Here is an 18,736-nt window from a genome sequence, read left to right on the forward strand (position 1 = left end):
GTTGACCAGGAAAGGAACTGGCTCAGTCAGATCTGCAAGACAGCACCTTGCTGCGGTTGAAGCGAGTGTTGACACCCAAAGATTGACTTAAATGCCGGGAATGTCAGAGCAAAGCTGGTTGGGCGGAGTGAAGGTTTTTGCCGTTACACAAGGTTTTTGGGATCACGCCCTACAGCGCTAGGCTGAATACCTGTCAGACCAAAGTGCCGGCAAGGAGCTGGACGGGGGCAGGAGCAAATACCAGCGTCGGCCCGCGCCTTCCTTCACGCCCAGCAAGAGTGAGAGTACCGCGAGAGCGGCCCTCATCTGCTCCCGCTGGGCCGGCCTTCATCCGGACAACGCTACGGGGTCGGCGATCACCACGTGCCACCGCAGCAGGGCGAACCGAAATCGCCCTGCTGCTCCGCTTCCCTGAACTCATCTCGCATCACCAGTCCCGGCGCTTGGGTGTGCAGGAGGCTGGAGAGATTGTCGGCCAGCAAGTGCAGAAGCCGCGCTTCGGGGTTGTCGCCAATGGATCAGGCCTCGTCCATCCCTGCCGCCGGATTGATCCAGTGAGCGCCTTCACCACCACAGACTCACGCACCGGGATCCAGTGTGTCAGGAGTCAGCGGCATTGCTCTTGGGATCGGCAAGGAAGAAAAAGGACTGAGAGGCACCACCGCCTTCAGGTCGATGGTGCTCAGGTGCAGGAAGCTTCCGCCTTCTAGGGCAATGGTCGGCAGGCGAGGTGGCAGGCCCACCAGGTGTGGGTAGATCAGGTGCAGATTCCGCACCGCTTGCCCCCGCTGAAACACCGCGCCGTAGGCCAGCATCTGATAGGCATCTGCATTCGCTATGTCGAAAGTCGGGGCCTTGTCAGGTTTGAGCCGCTTCCATTTGGTGTCGGCCACGATCACTTCGCCTGACGGCAGGGTAATCAGCAGGTCGGGGCGCAGCCGGAAGGCAGGGGTCGTTCCGACGTTGCCCAAAGCGCGGTCGGTGACCTGTGTCTGCACCCGCCACTCGGGATGCTGGAGCCGCAGCAAGTGCGCCACATACGCTTCGTAGACCTTGTTCATGTCGAACAAGACCGCCTGTGCCCGTGCTGTCATGCCTCCGACCAGCGGGTTGAGCTCGTACAGCACCATGCGGCACAGGCCCTCCAGCGCCACAAAGTGCGCGTGCCCCCGCTCCAGGCGCCAGGCAGCAAAATCACGCCGAATGTCACGGCTGGGCGGCACGTTCTCCAGAACGACCAACAGCTCCCGCGCCAGCTGCTTGGTGGACGCAGCGCGCGTTACGCGGGCCACCCGCTCCACCGTCAACCGGGTAAGGCGCGTCTCAGGGCGATCCGGTAGAAACTCGTCATACACAACGTTCAGCCGGTGGGCGCGGTGAGGTGGTTGCCGTACCTGCCGGGGCAAGTCCAGCCTGCCGCGTAGGGAAGCCCGCTCTTCGGAGACCGCGACATACGCATGGGGAATGCCGCGCCGCACCGCTGCCTTGATGCCGTCAAGCACCGAGCGAAGCAGGATCTCGAAGAGCGGCATCCGGGCCGTATCCAAGTCCGCAGGAGGCGCTGTTCGGAAGCGTTCGTCAGTGGCCACCAACATGCGCATCAACAGGGCGCGGCTGCCGTGCAAGGACGCCTCAGGATCAAGCTGCCGTGTGCCGGGCCGCTCGTGGGTCTTGGGTAAAATCTCGATGGTGGTTCCGTCTGGCGTGCGAATCAATCCCACCCACTGCGACAGCTTCAGGGCGTTTTGCCGGGCCAGCTTGGTCGGTGCCGCTACAGAAGCTAATTCACTGCCCTGCCCCAGCACGAGGGCTTCCACCGCATCGAAGGCTTCCGCACTGAGGGTGGTTACGTTCTGCTCCCCTAGGGCGCTGGCCTCCCCACGCACGAGGAAATCATGTTCACGGGCGCTGAGGTGAACGGTCATGGCTTAAACGGGAAGGCGTCGTCGTTCATGCGGCTGTAGACCAGTGTGAACGCCTCAACCTCTCGAAACGCCGACTCATTGACACGGTACCGAACGCCGTCTTCCACCTTGTCCTGCTGCACGAACTGTAGGTGCCGTTCTTTCCCTGCGTCGGCCAGAACCTCACGGATTTTCGACCAGTCATCGAAGAAGTGCTCTTCCAATTGCGGCAGGATGCGTTCTCGCAGGGCGCTGGCCACGCCAGCCAGGGTGGCGGGCAGGCCCAACAGGTAGGCGTGCCCGATCACCTGCTCCCGGCTGAGCAACCGCTCGATGCGGTCGTTGATGGCATACAGGAATTTCCGGAGATCCAAGGCTTGCCCGTCGATCTGCACGACCTGAAGCAAGCTCGGCTCCGGCCAGACCGGATGGAACACGAAGCGGCGGCGCAGCGCGGTATCCAGCTGGGTCAGGCTGCGGTCGGCAGTGTTCATGGTGCCGATCACGTACAGGGAGTCCGGCACACTCAGGGCGCGGCGGCTCAGGGGCAACTTGACCGTCAGGGCTTCCGGGCCGCCTGCCCGCTTCTCGGTCTCCAGCAGGGTAATCAGTTCGCCGAAAATCTTGGCGACATTGCCCCGGTTGATCTCATCGATGATCAGCACATGGGGGCGCGTCCCCGCTTCTTGCTCTGCTTCGTCCGCAGGGTGAGACTGCGAAAGCCCCAGGCGCTGCACAATCTCCGCGGCGGTTGCTCCGGCCACCCGCTGCAAAGTGGGCGGCGCGAACCTGCGGCCCGTGATGGCCTGGGCACCCACTTTCAAGTCTGTAGCCAGCCAACGAACAGACCGGGCATGCGCGTAATTCAGGGCAAAAATAGGGTCGCTTCCCGGATTGAAGTGGTACTCGCCGTCCACAACGCCTACGGCCCCGATCTGGTCTGAATTGGTCGCCAGCAGAATCAGGTCGCCCACTCTCATCCCGTCCCGGAACAGGACTTGCGATGGATTGAGTTCCTCGCTGCTGATGAGGGTAAGGTCTTGTGGGGGCTTGTTCCAGCTGCCCACCCGCACTTCGCCCCGTTCCAGACACCGCTCGCGCAGTTGACTGCTGGGTGCTGCGCCGTCGATGTAGATCCGCCACACCTGAGCGGCAGCGGGCGGGCCTTGCGGCGCTTGTACCGCAGATTGACTTTCCTCTTCTTTTTCTGCTGGAGCCAACTGACCCCCGGCAGCCCGCACGGCTTCCAAAAAGATGCCGTCTTCAATGCGGTACTTCAGTTGGCTGCCTTCCATGACGGGTTTGATGCCCTCAACAAAATCCTCGTACCCGAACGACTGGTGGAAGGTGACGAACGACACGGCCCCCGCTGTCACGAAGTCATCGTAGCGGGCTTTGAGTGCCGCGCGGTTTTGCAGGAATTCAGCCAAGAAGGCGGGATCAAGGACGGCCAGAGCGCGTTCCACCACTTGAAACGTTTTGCCTGTGCCCGGAGGACCGTACAGGATTTGATTCAGAGGAACCCGCGCAGTCGTGACCACATCAGCAAGAATCTCTTCGCGGTGCCCGTGCGCTTCCAGCATGCCAGTCTCCTCGCTGGCTGTTTGGGTTAGGCCGAGCCGCGCCTGTCTGACTTGAGGCGGAATCTTGGACGTTATCCCCATCCATTTTCCGTAGCTGACCTCTTGACCCTGTGAATCGGTGAAAATCCAAAGAGAATTTTCGAACCCCCGACGCAGCAGTATTACGCCACTGGCAGCAGCCGCACCCTTAAAAGTTGTATCGACGATAAATTCCAGCAGATCCGAGTCCGGTTTTTCTACAAGCGCCCCTTGCGCTATGAGGTGCTCTTTAAGTTCCACAACGTCTCTGTCCATCTTGTCAGAGACACCTTGCATAGCTTCACTGCCTGTCAGAACCACAAACTCGCCTTTTTGCATTTGCGCGTATGCCTTCAGCTGGTCGGTTTTTAAAGTGAAAATTGGCGTGTCCTGCCCGCTCCGAACCTGAGTCAGCCAATCCGCATGGGACTGCTTGGCTCCATCTGGAGCTTGAACGAACCAGTCACGAATGCCGTTGACCATCCGCCCGGCCACGACACAGCCTGCTTCCGTACTGCCATTGAATGCCTCGTCACGCATAAACTGCAACTCGCCTGTAACTTGATCGTGTTGCAGTACGCCTTCAGCAATCAGCCGCTCGCGGTGCGCTCTATAGCCAGCTGGAACGTTGCGTTCATAACTGTCTACCACTTCGGCCCGCGCCTGGCTGCCTGCCAGCACCACAAAGCGCCCGCCACGCGGTTGGGCCGTAGCACGAATCCCCACCGATTGAAGAAAGAAGGTCGGCGGGTCAGAGGGTTGTGTCATGGCCCTAATGTAAAGCGCCCCAGGCGTGAGCGGAGGCTGGAATCCACGAATGTTAGGGGGCTGGGTGCTCTGCAGTGATTGTGGTTTCCATTGCGTTAACTAGATCAGCGTAAGTGCTTTTGGTTTGCTCAACAGCACATGCCGAGCCCCTCCCACCAACACGGTTGGGCAGAGTTTGTTTAAGACCTAATGTCAACTGCTTGATTTTCCTACTCCAACAGTGCTTTGAACAGGGCGTCGCGGGCATCCGTGTAATACAGCACCGTCAGCTTGGCCGCCACCTCATCGCTCAGGTCATTGAGTTGCCGCCGGGCACTGATAGGCAGCAGGAGTGCGGCCGCCCGCTTCTCTGCGGCCAGTTCCGCCAGGTCAATGGCGTTGTGCACCGGATCAATGCCGCCGCCCAAATTCAGGTGTCCGGCAGCAATCAGGCCGCCGCGTAAACTTTTGCCCAACAGGGCGCTGCACAGGGCCAGCAGAGCAGGCAGGCCCAGTCCACTCCCGCTGCGGGCCGAGTCGAAAGCCCGCAGCTGAATGCTGAATTCATGCTGGCGGGGGTCACGCTCGCCCACCAGGGCCAGCGCCTGCGCATACAGGTTTTGCTCTGCAAAGCGGACGCTTTCTTGAAAGGGCCGGGGCACCGGATTGTTCAGCACCCGCACGCCGCTGCCCGGCCCCTCGTTCACGTCAATGCGATAGAGGCCCGCGTGCTCGTCGGTCATGCTGGAACCCAGCGCCCACACCTGACCGGGGGGCAATGGATCGGTGCCGATGGCGTCGTCACTTTGCAGTTCTGGCGTGGTCACAAACTGTTCGATGCCGTCCTCGCCCAGTTGATAACTGAAATGCGTGTTGCGGAACTCGGCGCTGCCGATGCGCTTTTGCTGTTCCTTGACGCGGCGGCGAACCTCGAGGGCGAGGCGCACGGCCCAGTCCAGATCCGCGTCGTCAATCTCTGCTGCCTCGTCGGGAGAGATCAGCTTGAGCAGCCCGCTCAGCGTGCGCTGCACCGCCGTGGTGTCCCGTCCACTCAGCGCTCCGCCCAACCGAACCCGGTGGGCCACCCGGTTCCAGCGGCCTTCGAAACGCAGTTGATGCCAGCACTCTGCGAGGAAATCGCTCACCAGCCCAAAGTGATTGGTGAACAGACCCGCATGCAGTTTCGGCACGTCCCACCCAGGCAGGTAGGCATGAATCCGGTCCATCAGCGCCGTGTCGTCGCGCATCTCGGCCGGCATAGGGCCGAACAGATGGCCGATTCGCTGCTGGTGGGCCACATCCACGTCGAAGTTGCCTACCATGATCACGCCGCCGTCGGCCCGAATGCTTTCGCGGCCCCGCGAAAACTCGCCGCTTTCCATGTAGCCCTTCATGATGTTCACGCCGTCTTTTTGGTCGAAGGACACGCCGGACACCTCATCGAAGCACACCACGTCGTACTGCGTGACCAGGCCGCGTTGACCGCTGGCATTGTTGACGAACATCCGGGCCACGCTGGCCTTGCCGCCTGACACCAGATGCGAGTACGGGGAGACCTGCTGGTACAGGTGGGATTTCCCGGTGCCGCGTGGCCCCAATTCCACAGCATTGTAGTTGCGCTCCACAAACGGCACCATTCTGAGCAGCAGCACGTCTTGGGCACGGGTTGATAAGGTGTCCGGCTCAAAGCCCACGCTCCGCAGCAGGAGAGCCTTCCACTGAGCCGTGGTAAAGGCAGATCGCCCCTGGGCCATCTCTGAGAGTGCCGAGCGCTTGGAGAGCTGAATGGGCCGCAGCGACGCCACACCAAAGGGTCGTCCGCTTTTTTCACCGGCAATCACGGCGTCGTATTCCAGTTCCAGCTCCGCGTAAAAGCCGCCAGTCAGCATGCGTTCATGCTCCTGCACCAGTTCCGGCGAAATACGGACATCTTTGAGTTGCAGGCTGGGCAACTCGACCAGGTAAGCATCGGTCTTCGCGTCAAGACGGGCGGTGACCAGATCGATCAGCTTCACGCTGCCCCGTTCGCGGGCCCGGGCCTTGAACAGTTCCTGCGTGCCTGCCCGCACCGTGCGCTCGTTCATCATGCGCTGCACGACTTCCAGACCTTCACGGATCTCTTCTTCGTCGGTGCTGGCACAGTAGCGGCCCAGCAAGAATTCACCCACATAGGTCGGCACCGGGTACTGCCCCTTGAAGGTCTTGGCCAGGTCTTTGCGGACGGTATAGCCCTCAAAAGAGGCAGCCACCAATTGGTCGAGCGCGTCCAAGGTCATGCGTTTTCTCCCACCGTGACGGGTTTTTGCCGGATGGGCTTGTTCTCTTGAAGGGCCACCAGAACAGCGGCCGTGCCGTCCGTGTCATCGCCTGCGACCAACAGGGACACGTTACCGTCTGCGCCCACCTCTTTCGCTGCCGTCAGGAGCGAACTGCCTGCGTCGTTGGCCCGGCGGCGCAGATCCAGAGTCAGGCCCGCTCCACCGCTGACCTTGACCCGGCAGCGGTTGCCCGTCCAGCGCACCGACTCGAACTCTACAGGCATGACCCCGCCCTGCGCCCGCACCGTCAGCACCGGAATGACGCACTCCTGCAGGCTCAGGCCGCCGTGCGTGTACACCTCGCCCGCCTCAAAGGAATGCACACCGGGAGCCAGCGTGATCTGCACGTCCGCATCCCACGTCCACGGCAGGGAAGGATACGAACTGGCGTTCAGCACTTTGAGGACAGCACAGCGGCCTTTTTTAAACAACGTCAGGGGCCCCGGAAGCTCTGCTTTGGGGAGGCCCCCCGGCATCAGGAGCCAACCGTGGTCGGTGATGATCCGTACCTCCTGAAATCCGGCGTCGAGGAAGCCCTGCACCCGGTCTCGGAGGCGTCTTACCTCGGCGGGCAAGAGTCCGGCAAGCCCCACACCCTGACCGTGCCCAAGACTGTCCAAGTTACCGGTCTCCATCCAGACGGCCCCGCCCGAATCGCCTTTGACTGGGATGCGCACGGCCTTGAAGCCGCGCTGCGTCAAGAGGTCGCGCAGCAGCGCAGCATTCAGGCTGCGGCCCAAGTGCCCCAGAGTGAGCTTCTCGCCGCTCAGCACGTCCAGAGCACCTGCAACGGGCGCGGCGGCAGGCTTGGCGGTCGCGGTGATCGAAGGCAGGGCAGAAAATTGCCACGACAACTGGGCCGAGTGGGGAGCAAGCTGTTTTGCCAGCGAGGCCGCCACATCAAACCGCAAGCCGTCGACAAAAATAACCGCCAGTCCGGGGACAGATTGCCAAGAGGACGATGTAGGTTTTGGCAGGCTGTTTGCGGCCAACGTGACGGCGGCAAACCGCTCGTTCACTCGGGTCAGCCACTCCAGATAAGGGATCCGTAGCACGCCCCCTACCAACTCAAGGTCTGCGTCGGCCTGCACGGCCCCGAGCGCGCCCATAGCCTCTTGATCCGTGCGGTAACCGCCAGCGGCATAGGCGGCGGCCAACTCCGGCGCCGTGTCGCCGATCAGCGGGACTGCCGACAGGGTGGTGAGGTGGGCCAAATGCTGCAGGGCACAGGCCAGGGGCGACTCCCCCAACCTCCCCCAGACGCTGACGCGCCGGAAAGCGTGCTGCTGATCCAACTCCAACAGACCGGCCCGCACAGCCACTGCAGGCTGGTCTTGCAAAGCCTGCAACGCTGTCCGCAGGGCCTGCTCTGCAGCCGAATTGCTTTGCGGCCACACCTCAGCTTGCTCCGCCGTCCAAGTTGCGCCCGCTGCCGGGCCTGCGGTCGTTAGAGCGGTTCGAACGCCGGGGTACAGGTCGGGATTCGCTGCATACCGTTCCCAGATACCGCCCAGAGCCCCCTGGCGCGTCGTAAGCCGCGTAGCCGCTACCGCGACGCCCTCAGACACCTCCAGACCGTACTCCGACCCGAAGGCTTCCACGAGGGCTTGTGGCAAAACCAGCTGGGGATCAGACAGCCAGGTCAGCAGTTGGCCCGGCAGGTCAGGAAAGGCCAACCGACTCAGGGCAGGTAAGGTCAGGGGCGCCCGCGCTCTCAACTCGCTGATGGGTTGCCCCAGCAAGGTTCCCAGATGGCCCACCAATGCAGGGCGCGCACTGTCCGCCACGTCTATTCGGAGGTCTTTGGCCTCCTTAAAAAACGACGCGACAGACCAGGCCTTTTTCCTTGGCCCCAGGAACACTGCGCCACGGAACTGCAGGTCAACCAGAGGTCTGACGCCCTCAGAGGCCACCTCGCCGCGCAGGTCGTCTCGGCCCAGACCCAGCAGATACACGATGGTCGGTTCAGGCAAGACAGGTTGCCTGTCCAACACCGTGCGAATCCAGATGGCTGGCCCGGTGAGGCGGGCTGGATCGTAGTGGCCCAGCGTCAACAAGGATCGGCGCTGTCTCAGCAGGGCCGCCGCTTCCTGCCATTCGCCCGCCGGATCAGGCCACAAAATGCAATTGGGCGCGAGCACTTCGCCCCGCTGATGCCCACCCGCTGCGAGCAGGGCACGTTCAAGGGCGTCCAGAACTGTCGTCATTGGGTTACAGGATAAAGGCTGGGTGTAGGACATGAGGCGCAGTTGACGCAAGTGAGGCAAGAACGCGTCGCCAGAGCGGGCATAGTGAGGAATGCCCTCACAACTCAATCCACTGGTGTTGGATCTGTACTTCCGCTCTCCGGGCGGCGAATTGGCGACCGCATACTTTGCCGAATTGCCAGAGTTTGCGGCACGGATGCAGCATGAGTGGCCGCGCTACGGAGTCACCGACTATGTCGGGAGCCATGAGGAAGGCTCGGAAATAGAGTGGGAAGATGAGGCCCTGAACGACGACGCCGTGCGCGTCGTGCAGGCCGTTCAGAGTTTTGCCAGCCAGCATCCGGCTGCCTCTCCAGAGCAGGTGCAGGCGCTCTTGACTGCCCTCGTCACCAGCGGCCAAGTGTCTTTGTCTGGAGATGCCGACGATGTGCTGAACGTCAAGTGGGCCATGGAAGACGTGCACCTGGTCAGCTTAGGGCTGCACCTCGCGCACCCAGACATATTTGTGCCTTATGGATTCAAGAGCATGGAGGTCCCCTCACTTCACCAAGAGCTGCTGCAGATCGCTGCGGCCTTTGACATTGCTCTGCCCGCTGTGGCCGCCAAAAACGACACTTTAGGCCGCTGGCTTTACTTGGGTCAATTCAGCGCGGCACTCCAAGAGTTCAGGCAGCGCCATGACCTGACGGTGGCCGGGTTGTTGGCCGTCCTGTACCACTTTGGCCCGGCCTATGTCGCTTGCGAGCCTAGAGACGAACTGCCTGCGCCCCGCCACGCCTGGCTGCTGGTGGGCGGCGGCGAACAGGACGGCGATTACGGCTTTTTAGAAGAGATTTCGCCAGAACACGTCACCCACTGGCAGGGCAGCCTCGACATGCAGCGCGGCGACGTGTGTGTGATGTACATCCGCTCGCCTGTCAAAGAGATACATTCCCTGCTGCGCGTCGTGGAGGACGCCTACGTCGATCCGTTCTTTCATTACAAGCACGCGGTGCAGATCGGCGGCATCGTGCGCGTGCCCCGCGTTCCTTTTCAGGCCCTGAAGGCAGACGCTGTGTTTGGGGCCAGCACCCACATTGGCCGCAACCTGCAGGGCACCAGTGGGCAGATGCTCAGTGCCGCCGAATACAACGCTGTCCTTCAGATGTTGGCCGAGCGGGGCCTAGATCTCTCCAGCGTGCCGCACCTGCCGGAACAAGCTGAAGTCGATCTGGCTGATCTGGCCAACGAACGCGACGTGGAACTCCAACTGGTTGAGCCTCTGCTGCACCGACTCGGCCTGACCGAAAACGACTGGGTGCGGCAACTTCCGGTTCGCATGGGCCGGGGAGAACGCAATTATCCGGACTACGCCATTGGCGTGACGGGGACGCATCCAGAGCAGCGCGTGCATGCCCTGATCGAGGTCAAGTACCGGGCGTCCGGTGACCTCGCTTGGAAAGACGCCTTTTATCAGGCCAAGTCGTATGGCCTACGGCTGGGTGCACAGGCTCTACTGCTAGCAGCTGCGGACGGTGTAAGGCTCTACCAAAGACATCAAGACGACTTTATCTTCGAGCGTGGAGAGCCTTCTGACTGGAGGGACTTACACGATGACAATCTGCTCCAAATGAAGCGTTTGTTAATGCCTAGACGGTGACACTTTGCCTCATATCGAATCTAGGGTGCTCGATCTCGCCGCGTAATGGTGTAATGGCTTTGTTTGGGAACTTGATCAAAATGGAGTGACCATGAACTTAGAAGACGAAGCGGCACAACTCCGACAAGACCTTGAAGAGGCGGATCGGGCAGAGGTTCGGGTCGCTGTATTCGGCCAGCCTGGCGCCGGGAAATCATCTCTCGTTAACGCCATCCTTGGAGTAGATGAAGCGGTGGTTGGGGTGCATACAGATACCACGACAGGAATGAGTAGCCACTCTACCGCTACTGTTCCTGGCGTGGAGTTCTGTGACCTTCCCGGATATGGTACGGCGCGCTTTCCAAAAGAAACGTATTTCAAAGAATTTAAAGTGGATTCCTTTGATGTGTACCTTTGTGTTAGCAGTGGGAAGATCGTTCAATCAGATGCGGAATTCTTTCGTTATCTTATAACCCACAGCCAGCCGTGCGTGTTCGTAGTTAACCAACACGATCAACTCTGGCAGAAAGGGAAAACCACAGAGCAACTTGAAGAAGAGAAAATTGCTGATATCCAGAAACAGGTTGGTCTTGGTATACGGGTCATTTTCACGAGCTGCCGTCCAGATCGTGATGACAATCTGAAGGGAATAGACGAAGTGAAGGATGCCGTGCTTGCGCTTCTGGATGATGTGAAAGCTGATCGTTGGCGACGATCAATGCAGGCGAAGACAGAGGCTTCGCTGGAAGCCAAAAAGGCAGCTAGCAAGCGTCGTGTCTTGAAAGCCTCCATGCTTGCAGTTGTGAACGGAGCACTAAACATTATTCCTGGCCTTGATATTGCTGTTGACATGACCGTCATTCGCAATATGTACAAGGAGATACGGCGGGATTACGGTTTGACAGAAAAAGATTTAGATGGACTGGGTGACTACGGGGGATCAGAAGCGGAATTTCTTCAGGCTCTTCTGAGGGCTGCCTTCAAAGCTGCAGGAACGACGGCAGCATTCAAAATTCCGTTGAAATTTGTTCCGATTGTTGGGAATATTGTCAGTGGTACTCTGTCATTGGGTGCATGTGTCACATCCGGCAACGCTTACGTTGATGCCTGTCATGATCTGGCTTCCAAGAGACTCACTGAACGCCTGAGACGCTGAGATGTGGTGGTTCCTCGTCTTTCCTGTGGTTAAGCTCATTATTGGTGTCGTGGACGCGGTAGCAAGTGAAGCAACGCCAACTGCACCAACCAAGCCATCAACTTCTGACTTCAACTCAGGAATTGAAGTGGAAACGATACTGACAAGTAATCTGTGCCGTCTGCAGACTGAGCTTCGTAACTCATCGCTCCGCAAAATCGCCTTCATAGGTCAACCTGGTGCAGGGAAGTCCACTGCCCTAGATAATCTGACGGACGAATGCCTGCAGCCCAGGCCAGGTATTGGTGTCAGCACAGATATGACGGATTGGTCTGTAGAACGAGACGTGACCCTCTACTCATCATTCAAAGACTTTATTTTCGTGGATGCACCTGGATACGGCACAATACGGCATCCGACTGACACCTACCTCAGGCTCTTTCCCTTCGACCTGTTCGATGAAATCTTTGTTTTCTTGAACGGTAAGCTGCTGGATTCTGACGAGCGGCTTGTTCAATACGCCAGAAATCAGAAGCGGAAAATCACGGTTGTCCAAACACATGCACACAGGTTCAGCGTCTTAGAGCAGGAGATACGGCATCACGATCTGCGTGCACGACTCGGCGTAGAAGATCACCAGATTCTATACCTCGAGAACAGGACTGGGAGTGGAATTGCTGAGCTCAAGAGTGCTGTGTTTGGACATGGCGCTGCCAACTCGGTCTAATGTAATCTGCCTGTTCTGTCAGAACAAAGATGGTTGGGCAGCGCCTGAATTTCGCTTATTTCCTAATGCATCTAGGAAAGCCTGCTGCCCAGCGAGTGCCTCTGTCCAAATACCTGCCTGGCGCAGGCCTAGGCGCATAGCCGCACACCGCGCCTGACAGGCTGACGATTTTTGCGGATTAAAGGCGATGTCTGTGAAGCCTGCATAACCTTCCAGCGCGGCCAGATGCTCTGGATGCTGCGCCAACGCCTGGAGATACAGCCAGTCGTAAAATGCGGTCATAGGCTGCCTCGGCCACACTTCACCGAAAAAATCGAACTGCTGAATGTCCGGGCGCCCTTTCACACGCTCATCCAGCTTGGCGTCGCGGCTGCTGGCCCGGTACAGGTCAGGAAAGTGGTCGCCATTCTGGAAGACTTTGCTGCCTTGATAGGCCGACTCTACCGAAAGCCGCTGCCCAGTCGGAGCTTCAAACGTGAGGTTGAAGGCGCTGAGCTTGATCCCCAGCGGGTCGCTGCCCTTCGACGAGATCTCCAGCAACGGGCTAACTGCTTGAGCGGCAGCCGAGGTATGCAGCTCAGCAATCGAACGCTGAGCCTGAGCGCGCGAGAGGCCCGCATGCCACTTGAAGCTGACGGTTTTCTCCTGCACAAAAGGGGAAGTGGAAGAAGGGAGGAAGACAGGACGCTCAGCCATACCTAGAACCGTACCGGATTTTGCCAATGGACATAGTCCTGGCGAGCCTCAAACAACTTGGGCCTCTGTAGCACGGCGATAGAACGCCCCTGCCCATCTTCAACCTGATGAACGTTGGGCACGAAATTGACGTGGATTTCACGGATAAACCGCGTCGAAATGGCTTCAAAAACCAACACTTCCGCTTGGGGATCAGTAGGAAAATGCTCTGGCAACCGCAGTTGAGTTCGGATTGGCACATTGCCAAACATTCCTTCCAGTGCTGCCGCGCCTTTAAGAGTGGCCTCATCCCGCTGGGGAATTCCTGCACTGGCCGCGTTGATTTCCACAAATCCGCAATCCAGTTCCCAAAGCAATGAAGGCTCCAGTACCAGCACCGCCCATTTCACCTGTGGATGTTCTTGACGGTAACGGTAGAACATCCTGTAATTGGGATGGCTGATGCTCAGGCAGGTGGCATGCTCACGTTGGTCGAGGCGAAGCGCATCGTTCCAATGAAAGGCCGTCTGAGCCAGATCACGGCGGCTCAGAATGCCCTGACGCACAATGCCGGGCAAATTGTCTAAGCGGGTAAAGTGAACCAGTTGCTTGATCTGCCGCTCGTGTAGCAGCGTTCGGATAGCTGCTGAAGTTTCGTTGAATTTCGGCTGAACAAAAGTCCGCTGTGCCGATTGAGCTTCTAATAGGAGATTGGGCGGTAGGGTTTTAGACTCCCCCCAGTTTGCGTAGGTGGCGATCAAATCCACCCGTTCTGCTGGACGGTAATGGGCTAGCCAACCCTGAGTGTCGAGCCATTGTGCAACGGTTTGGATATCAAAAGGAATACTGGACGTTTCGCTCATTACCTGCCGGCTTAGGACAGAAGTCCGGAGGGTTTCACTTAGTGCTTGACGGAAGATACTGACTTGATAGGAAGCGGTAAAGGCTAACGGCTGCCCACATACCACGCCGCCGCCAACTTCAAAGACATACATGAGCTGCTGCGTTGAGAGGGGGGCTACGTCCCTTTTTGTAGCTTGCCGCACTCCACTGGTTGGCAAAAATTTGTGGTAGATCTCCTCAAACTCTTCAAGCGCCCGCAGATCAAGGCTCCACTTCTCGACCACTTTTCTGATCCAGTCGGTGGCCAGTCTGAGGCTGAACGGCTTGGCTTGATGGCCTTTTGACACAGGCAAGCTTGTCACGCTCACTTTGAGCACTTCGCTCACAGCTTGCTGCAAAGCTTGTGCCTGAGCAGGATTAGAGAAGCTCAGCGCACAGTCACACACCACCGACCCACCCAACTGGAGGATGACAACGTGACGCGAGTCAGCAAGCACTTCTAGATTTAATGGCTCCGGTGAATCTATGTAATCATCTACCACAATTGTGACTTCATCTTCTATGGCTAGTTCGCTCTCTGAAGAATCGCTGTCTTCATTCAAATCCTCATCGAGAATGTCGATGTACTGCATAGATTCAAATGGCGTTCCTTGCATCTGCTCATACTCACGCTCATATTCCATGTCATGAAATGCTCTTAAACTGGACCGGGAGAATGGGTATTCTTCTCTGTAGAAAAGATCAGGCTCACATCCAGCAACTCCATGACCTGTAAAAATATAAGAATCAAAGTCCTGACGTGAAACTTTAGATTGGTCTGTAGCCCATGCATCCGGTGGCCAAACCAATTCTCGTAAAGACACATCAGGGCAGTTGTCTTGAACAATATGGCCAGGCTTGACCAGATAAACCATGTTTTTATCGAGCCAAGCATCGACTTGCACCGAGCTAAAGATGGGTGGGTTTTGAATACACCATCCTCGCTGTACAGCTGAAGCTCTTGCGCCAGTCAAATTTCCAAGCCGACGTACGAGCCTCTCAACGTCTCTTCTGGTTTCAAAAAGAAATGGCGTCGCACCCACCAGACGCCCATTCAATAAGATGGCGTACTGTTGGGCTTGCTCTGATATCCCTGATTTAGGTTCTTCACTCTTGTTGATGCCCTCGGGCTGAGTGAATGATACAGACGAAACTTGACTCGGCTGATCAGGGTCACCGACTTCACTTTCAACCGATTCAAAGACCTCGTCTTGTCCCGCTAAATCAGGGCGTGCTTCTGCTCCCTGACCGACCTTCGCTGCAGTTTGCGAAGGCAAGGGTGGCAAGGGGTAAGTACGCTCTACACGCTTGACCTGCGTCCTCTCGAATTCGGCATATTCGCTGTAAAAGGCAAAGGGGCGGAGCTGATCCGGCGACAGGAGGCCCAACAGGCAGCAGCCAAAGAGGGTGGGCTTGAGAGAAGTCAGCCCCTGCTGCGCCAACCACTGCGCCAGATCCACCGGTTCCAGTTCCCGGCTGTAGTCACTGTCGCCGGTATAACGGACGAAATAGACCTGTTCTTTACTGAGCCGCGTCAGTAGGATTTGAAGCCCAACTAAATGCCGGAAGCTCTGAAAGCGGTAAGCCGTCGCATTGACGACTTGCCCATTGATGAGCAGGACATAGGTGAGGGGGACGGAGGAAGACGGGATTGGGGCGTTATTCAGACCGCTTTCGCTCACGCTTGCCCTATCTCCGTTTTCCCAGCTTCAGCCTTCTCCGCCAAAGTAAAGTGCAGGTCGTTGTGCCGCTCGTTGCTGAGGTGTTTTTCGATGTCCGTTTGCGGCCCCTTTTCACCGAAATCCTGCTTGCCGGGATCGTTGCCCCGGTCTTTGCCCCACTTCACGTTCACCTTGCCCCGCAGCACGCCCGCTTCCACAAAGGGACGGATATTCAGGCGCACGCCGTCATTCAAGTCAGGGTTCCAGCCCTGCGGTTGCCCCGCCAAGTCCTTCCAGCGCACGTAGATGTCGTAGGGTGGCTCGCCCAGCAAGATCGCCTCTAGCTTGCGCTGTAGCCCCAGCGCCGCCGCCAGCCGTTCCTGCGCTCCCTTCTCGCCCGCTGCACTGGCCGCCCGTTGCCCGTCTATCCACGCGCCCAAGTACGTATAGGTCAGCTTTTCCAGCCGCGCCCGGTCGAGCAGATGGTAATTGACCACCGCCCCAAAGCCGTCTTTGCGCCCGTCCCAAATGTGCCACAGGAAGGGCCGATGATGAAACAGCTTGGTGTGCCCCTCAAAAAACCCGGATTGCAGCCAACCCTCCAGCGATTCTGCGCCCACCTGTGCCAGCAGTTCGCGCAGTTTGGCGGCGTTCCAGCTTGCGCCGTACACGCTCGCCAACGTGTCCATCAGGCGTTCGTAGGCGGGGCGGGCCGCACGCAGTCCCGGCAGGGGCAGAATGCCGTCTGGTTCGAGCACGATTCCGTCTTCTATTTGATCCGGCCAACGGTAACCGAGCAAGCGGGCGAGGGCCACATGCAAAGGCTGGGTTGTTTCTGTGACCCTACCCTTAAACAGCCATTGGGTAGGATCATTGCTATACGGTTCGGGCAACCCATTGGGATACTTCTCCGCCGCGACTTGCTGCCAGTAAGGCAGATCAAAGGGTACTTTGACTAAAGTGGCATTCGCTACGGCAAGTTTTTGATCGATTTCTCTTACAGAATCTCTATAAATATCGCTGGATAGAAAGGCGTATAAGGCGGTCAAATTAGTTCTGTCTTTTGGAATAATTGGTGAAGCATTACTATCAAACAAATCTCCCAGAAATACAGCAACTGGAAGATCAGCCATTTGACTTACAGATACTCCCAAGTTACCCCAAGCTTTCATCCCCTGCAATCTACTGATTTCCCGTCCACTACTCTGCCACTTTATAACTGACTCAAGGCCACCATAATCTTTTGAAACATCTATGGTACTTTGAAAAAATTTAAATCCGTCCAAATTTTCTATTTCCCAAAAGTTAAATCTAAAGCGCGCATCATCTCCGGTTTTAATTCCTTGATAGCTGTCTGCATATTCACTCAGCAATGGAATATTTAGAGCCTCTACTAGAGCAACCCTTGAATCAGGATTCCCCTTTTGTCCTTCCTGTCCTAACTTCAAAATTTCCCCAATTAGCAACGCCTCAGATTTTCCATCCGTCGTTTTAGCCTCGCTCACATCAATACCCATCATTTCGTGGGTTCTTAAAGGCATTTGATTCGTCAAAGTTACAAACGAAATATTGAAGTCCCACATTGGCGTAGAGAAGGATTTAACTCCCAGCCTTGCTACCCAGTCCCATTGCTGTTCTTTCAGCAACACCTCACGTAGCTTTTTGTAGCTTCCTAAGAACAGCCAGTTTTGTGGCGTGACTAGGCTATAAGTTCCCCCCGGCTTGGCAAAGGCACGGGCACGTTCCACAAAGGCAGTAGCGAGGTCGGCTTTGGCGGCGGCGTGGCGCTGTTCTATAAACGTTTTTAGCGTGTCTCCCTGATTCCCACGTCCTAGATACGGCACGTTGGTAATCACCAGATGGTAGGTGTCGCCCAACAAACGGGCAGCGCGGGCCACACCCTGCACGGTGTCTCCAAAAATAGCGGCGGCGGGATCGTGGGCCTGCTCGCGGGTCAGCAGGGCGTCTATCACCTCGGGCAAGCCCTCTAACGCCTGCTCGCCAAAAATGCCCAGATTCTTTTGGATGCTCTGGCGCGGGTTGATCAGGCTGCCGAGGTCGGGCGCGTCCCTGAATTCTTCGTGCAAAATGCGGAACACGTTGCGGGTATTGGGGTCGTCGGCCAGACTCAGCCAGTCGTCTATGCCCGCGCCGATGCTCAGGCCACTGCACGCAATCTGGGGCGTGGGAATCGGGCGGTAGCCTCCGGCCTTCCACGCTTCTAACGTCAGATTAAAGGCGGCCAGTTGGGTACAGCGTGGGTCAAGCTCCAAGCCGTGCAGGTTGTCGCGCAGCACGGCTTCGGCGGCTTCTATTTCGCTCAAATTCTCTTCCAGCATCCGCAGGCGGCGCAGCAGGGCAAAGGCCGCCACCAAAAAATGGCCGGAGCCACAGCACGGGTCTATGATTTTCAGGTCGCGGGTGTGGGCAGGCCAACCGGGGAAACTGCCCGCAGCGGGCGTGCCGTCTTCGTTCAGTCTTAAATAGCTTTGGTCGGTGGGCAACGGCTGATTCGGGTTGCGGGCCGTCCACCACGCGCCAATGGTGTTGTGCAGCATAAACTGCACCATGTAATGCTCGGTAAACAGCTGCGTGACCGGGCTAATGTCTGCGCCCGAAATCTTGCGCCCGCTGGCATTCACCTGCTGTTTGCGGGCCGTCTGCCAGAACTGGTACACCCACCCGAGGCTGTCGTCGGCCACAAAGGCGGGCTTGGGAATGCCTTCAATCAGGGCTTCTAATTTCTGGCGGTATTCGGGGGCAAAGCGCACCCTCAGCAGCGGGTCGGTGGGCCTAAAAATACCGGGCAGCATCCTGGCGGCGTAGCGAGCAGCGGCGGCGTAAGCATCCGCGTCGCCTTCTTCCTGCGCCAGTTCGTCCAAGTCGTCCATGCTCACGCTCACGCCGTGTTCCGGGTGCATCAGCAGATCGCTGGCTTCCAGAAAGCGGGCGAACAACATGGCGTGCCACTGCTCGTAGGCGCACTCGCGGGTCAGGGCGTCGCGGCTGCCCAGTTGGCTCTGTTTTGCCAGCAGCATCTCCCGTAGCGTCAACTCGTCTGAGGTCAGGTAGCTGGGCGCGGTGGGGCCGTCCCCAATCAATCGGGCCAGGGCAGCGGCGGCGGCAGACTCGGCAGTCTCCCGCGCCTCGATGACTTTCTTTTCCAGAATCTTGCGCAGGGGGGTTTCAAGGGCAGGCATAGGTACTCCAAAAGATGGGAAAGGGGCGGAGATAAACAGTAAATAGCAACTGGAAAGCGGA

The 18,736-nt window shown here is 58.1% G+C and carries 10 protein-coding genes; 3 read left to right on the forward strand and 7 right to left on the reverse strand.

Annotated elements, in window-relative coordinates; genetic code table 11:
• Positions 1 to 578 precede the first annotated feature (578 nt).
• The 4 genes from M1R55_RS19455 to pglZ all read right to left on the reverse strand — a co-directional run bounded on the left by M1R55_RS19455 (position 579) and on the right by pglZ (position 8,777).
• Entirely contained in the window at positions 579 to 1,925 is a 1,347-nt protein-coding gene (locus M1R55_RS19455; RefSeq protein WP_249395087.1) for an McrC family protein, read from the reverse strand.
• Positions 1,922 to 4,273, reverse strand: a complete 2,352-nt coding sequence (locus M1R55_RS19460) for an AAA family ATPase (RefSeq protein WP_249395088.1) — start codon at positions 4,271 to 4,273, stop codon at positions 1,922 to 1,924. Before M1R55_RS19460 ends, M1R55_RS19455 begins: the two co-directional genes overlap by 4 nt.
• 209 nt (positions 4,274 to 4,482) lie before the next feature.
• Positions 4,483 to 6,528: a BREX system Lon protease-like protein BrxL gene (gene brxL / locus M1R55_RS19465; RefSeq protein ID WP_249395089.1), complete on the reverse strand. Its 2,046-nt coding sequence runs from the start codon at positions 6,526 to 6,528 to the stop codon at positions 4,483 to 4,485.
• A complete protein-coding gene (pglZ, locus tag M1R55_RS19470; RefSeq protein WP_249395090.1) occupies positions 6,525 to 8,777 on the reverse strand; it encodes a BREX-1 system phosphatase PglZ type B in 2,253 nt (750 codons plus the stop codon). The genes brxL and pglZ overlap by 4 nt, the downstream gene beginning before the upstream one ends.
• Before the next feature lie 91 nt (positions 8,778 to 8,868).
• On the opposite strand from pglZ, the gene M1R55_RS19475 reads away from it, so the two are divergent.
• The 3 genes from M1R55_RS19475 (at position 8,869) to M1R55_RS19485 (ending at position 12,257) form a co-directional block, all read left to right on the forward strand.
• Positions 8,869 to 10,416: a hypothetical protein gene (locus tag M1R55_RS19475; protein ID WP_249395091.1), complete on the forward strand. Its 1,548-nt coding sequence runs from the start codon at positions 8,869 to 8,871 to the stop codon at positions 10,414 to 10,416.
• A 91-nt stretch (positions 10,417 to 10,507) separates the two neighbouring features.
• On the forward strand, positions 10,508 to 11,551 hold the full coding sequence (locus M1R55_RS19480; protein WP_249395092.1) for a GTPase: 1,044 nt from the start codon (positions 10,508 to 10,510) through the stop codon (positions 11,549 to 11,551).
• A gap of 1 nt (position 11,552) precedes the next feature.
• Positions 11,553 to 12,257: a GTPase domain-containing protein gene (locus M1R55_RS19485; protein ID WP_249395093.1), complete on the forward strand. Its 705-nt coding sequence runs from the start codon at positions 11,553 to 11,555 to the stop codon at positions 12,255 to 12,257.
• Positions 12,258 to 12,275: 18 nt separating this feature from the next.
• Here M1R55_RS19485 and M1R55_RS19490 read toward each other — a convergent pair whose 3' ends face one another.
• From M1R55_RS19490 to M1R55_RS19500, 3 genes are read right to left on the reverse strand one after another with little or no spacing between them, the layout of a single operon-like run.
• Complete coding sequence (locus M1R55_RS19490; RefSeq protein ID WP_249395094.1) at positions 12,276 to 12,953, reverse strand: hypothetical protein; 678 nt, start codon at positions 12,951 to 12,953, stop codon at positions 12,276 to 12,278.
• A 2-nt stretch (positions 12,954 to 12,955) separates the two neighbouring features.
• Complete coding sequence (locus tag M1R55_RS19495) at positions 12,956 to 15,496, reverse strand: DarT ssDNA thymidine ADP-ribosyltransferase family protein (RefSeq protein WP_249395095.1); 2,541 nt, start codon at positions 15,494 to 15,496, stop codon at positions 12,956 to 12,958.
• A complete protein-coding gene (locus M1R55_RS19500; RefSeq protein ID WP_249395096.1) occupies positions 15,493 to 18,675 on the reverse strand; it encodes an Eco57I restriction-modification methylase domain-containing protein in 3,183 nt (1,060 codons plus the stop codon). The genes M1R55_RS19495 and M1R55_RS19500 overlap by 4 nt, the downstream gene beginning before the upstream one ends.
• Positions 18,676 to 18,736 lie beyond the last annotated feature (61 nt).

The organism is Deinococcus sp. QL22, assembly GCF_023370075.1.
In the GTDB taxonomy this organism is placed as follows: Bacteria; Deinococcota; Deinococci; order Deinococcales; family Deinococcaceae; genus Deinococcus.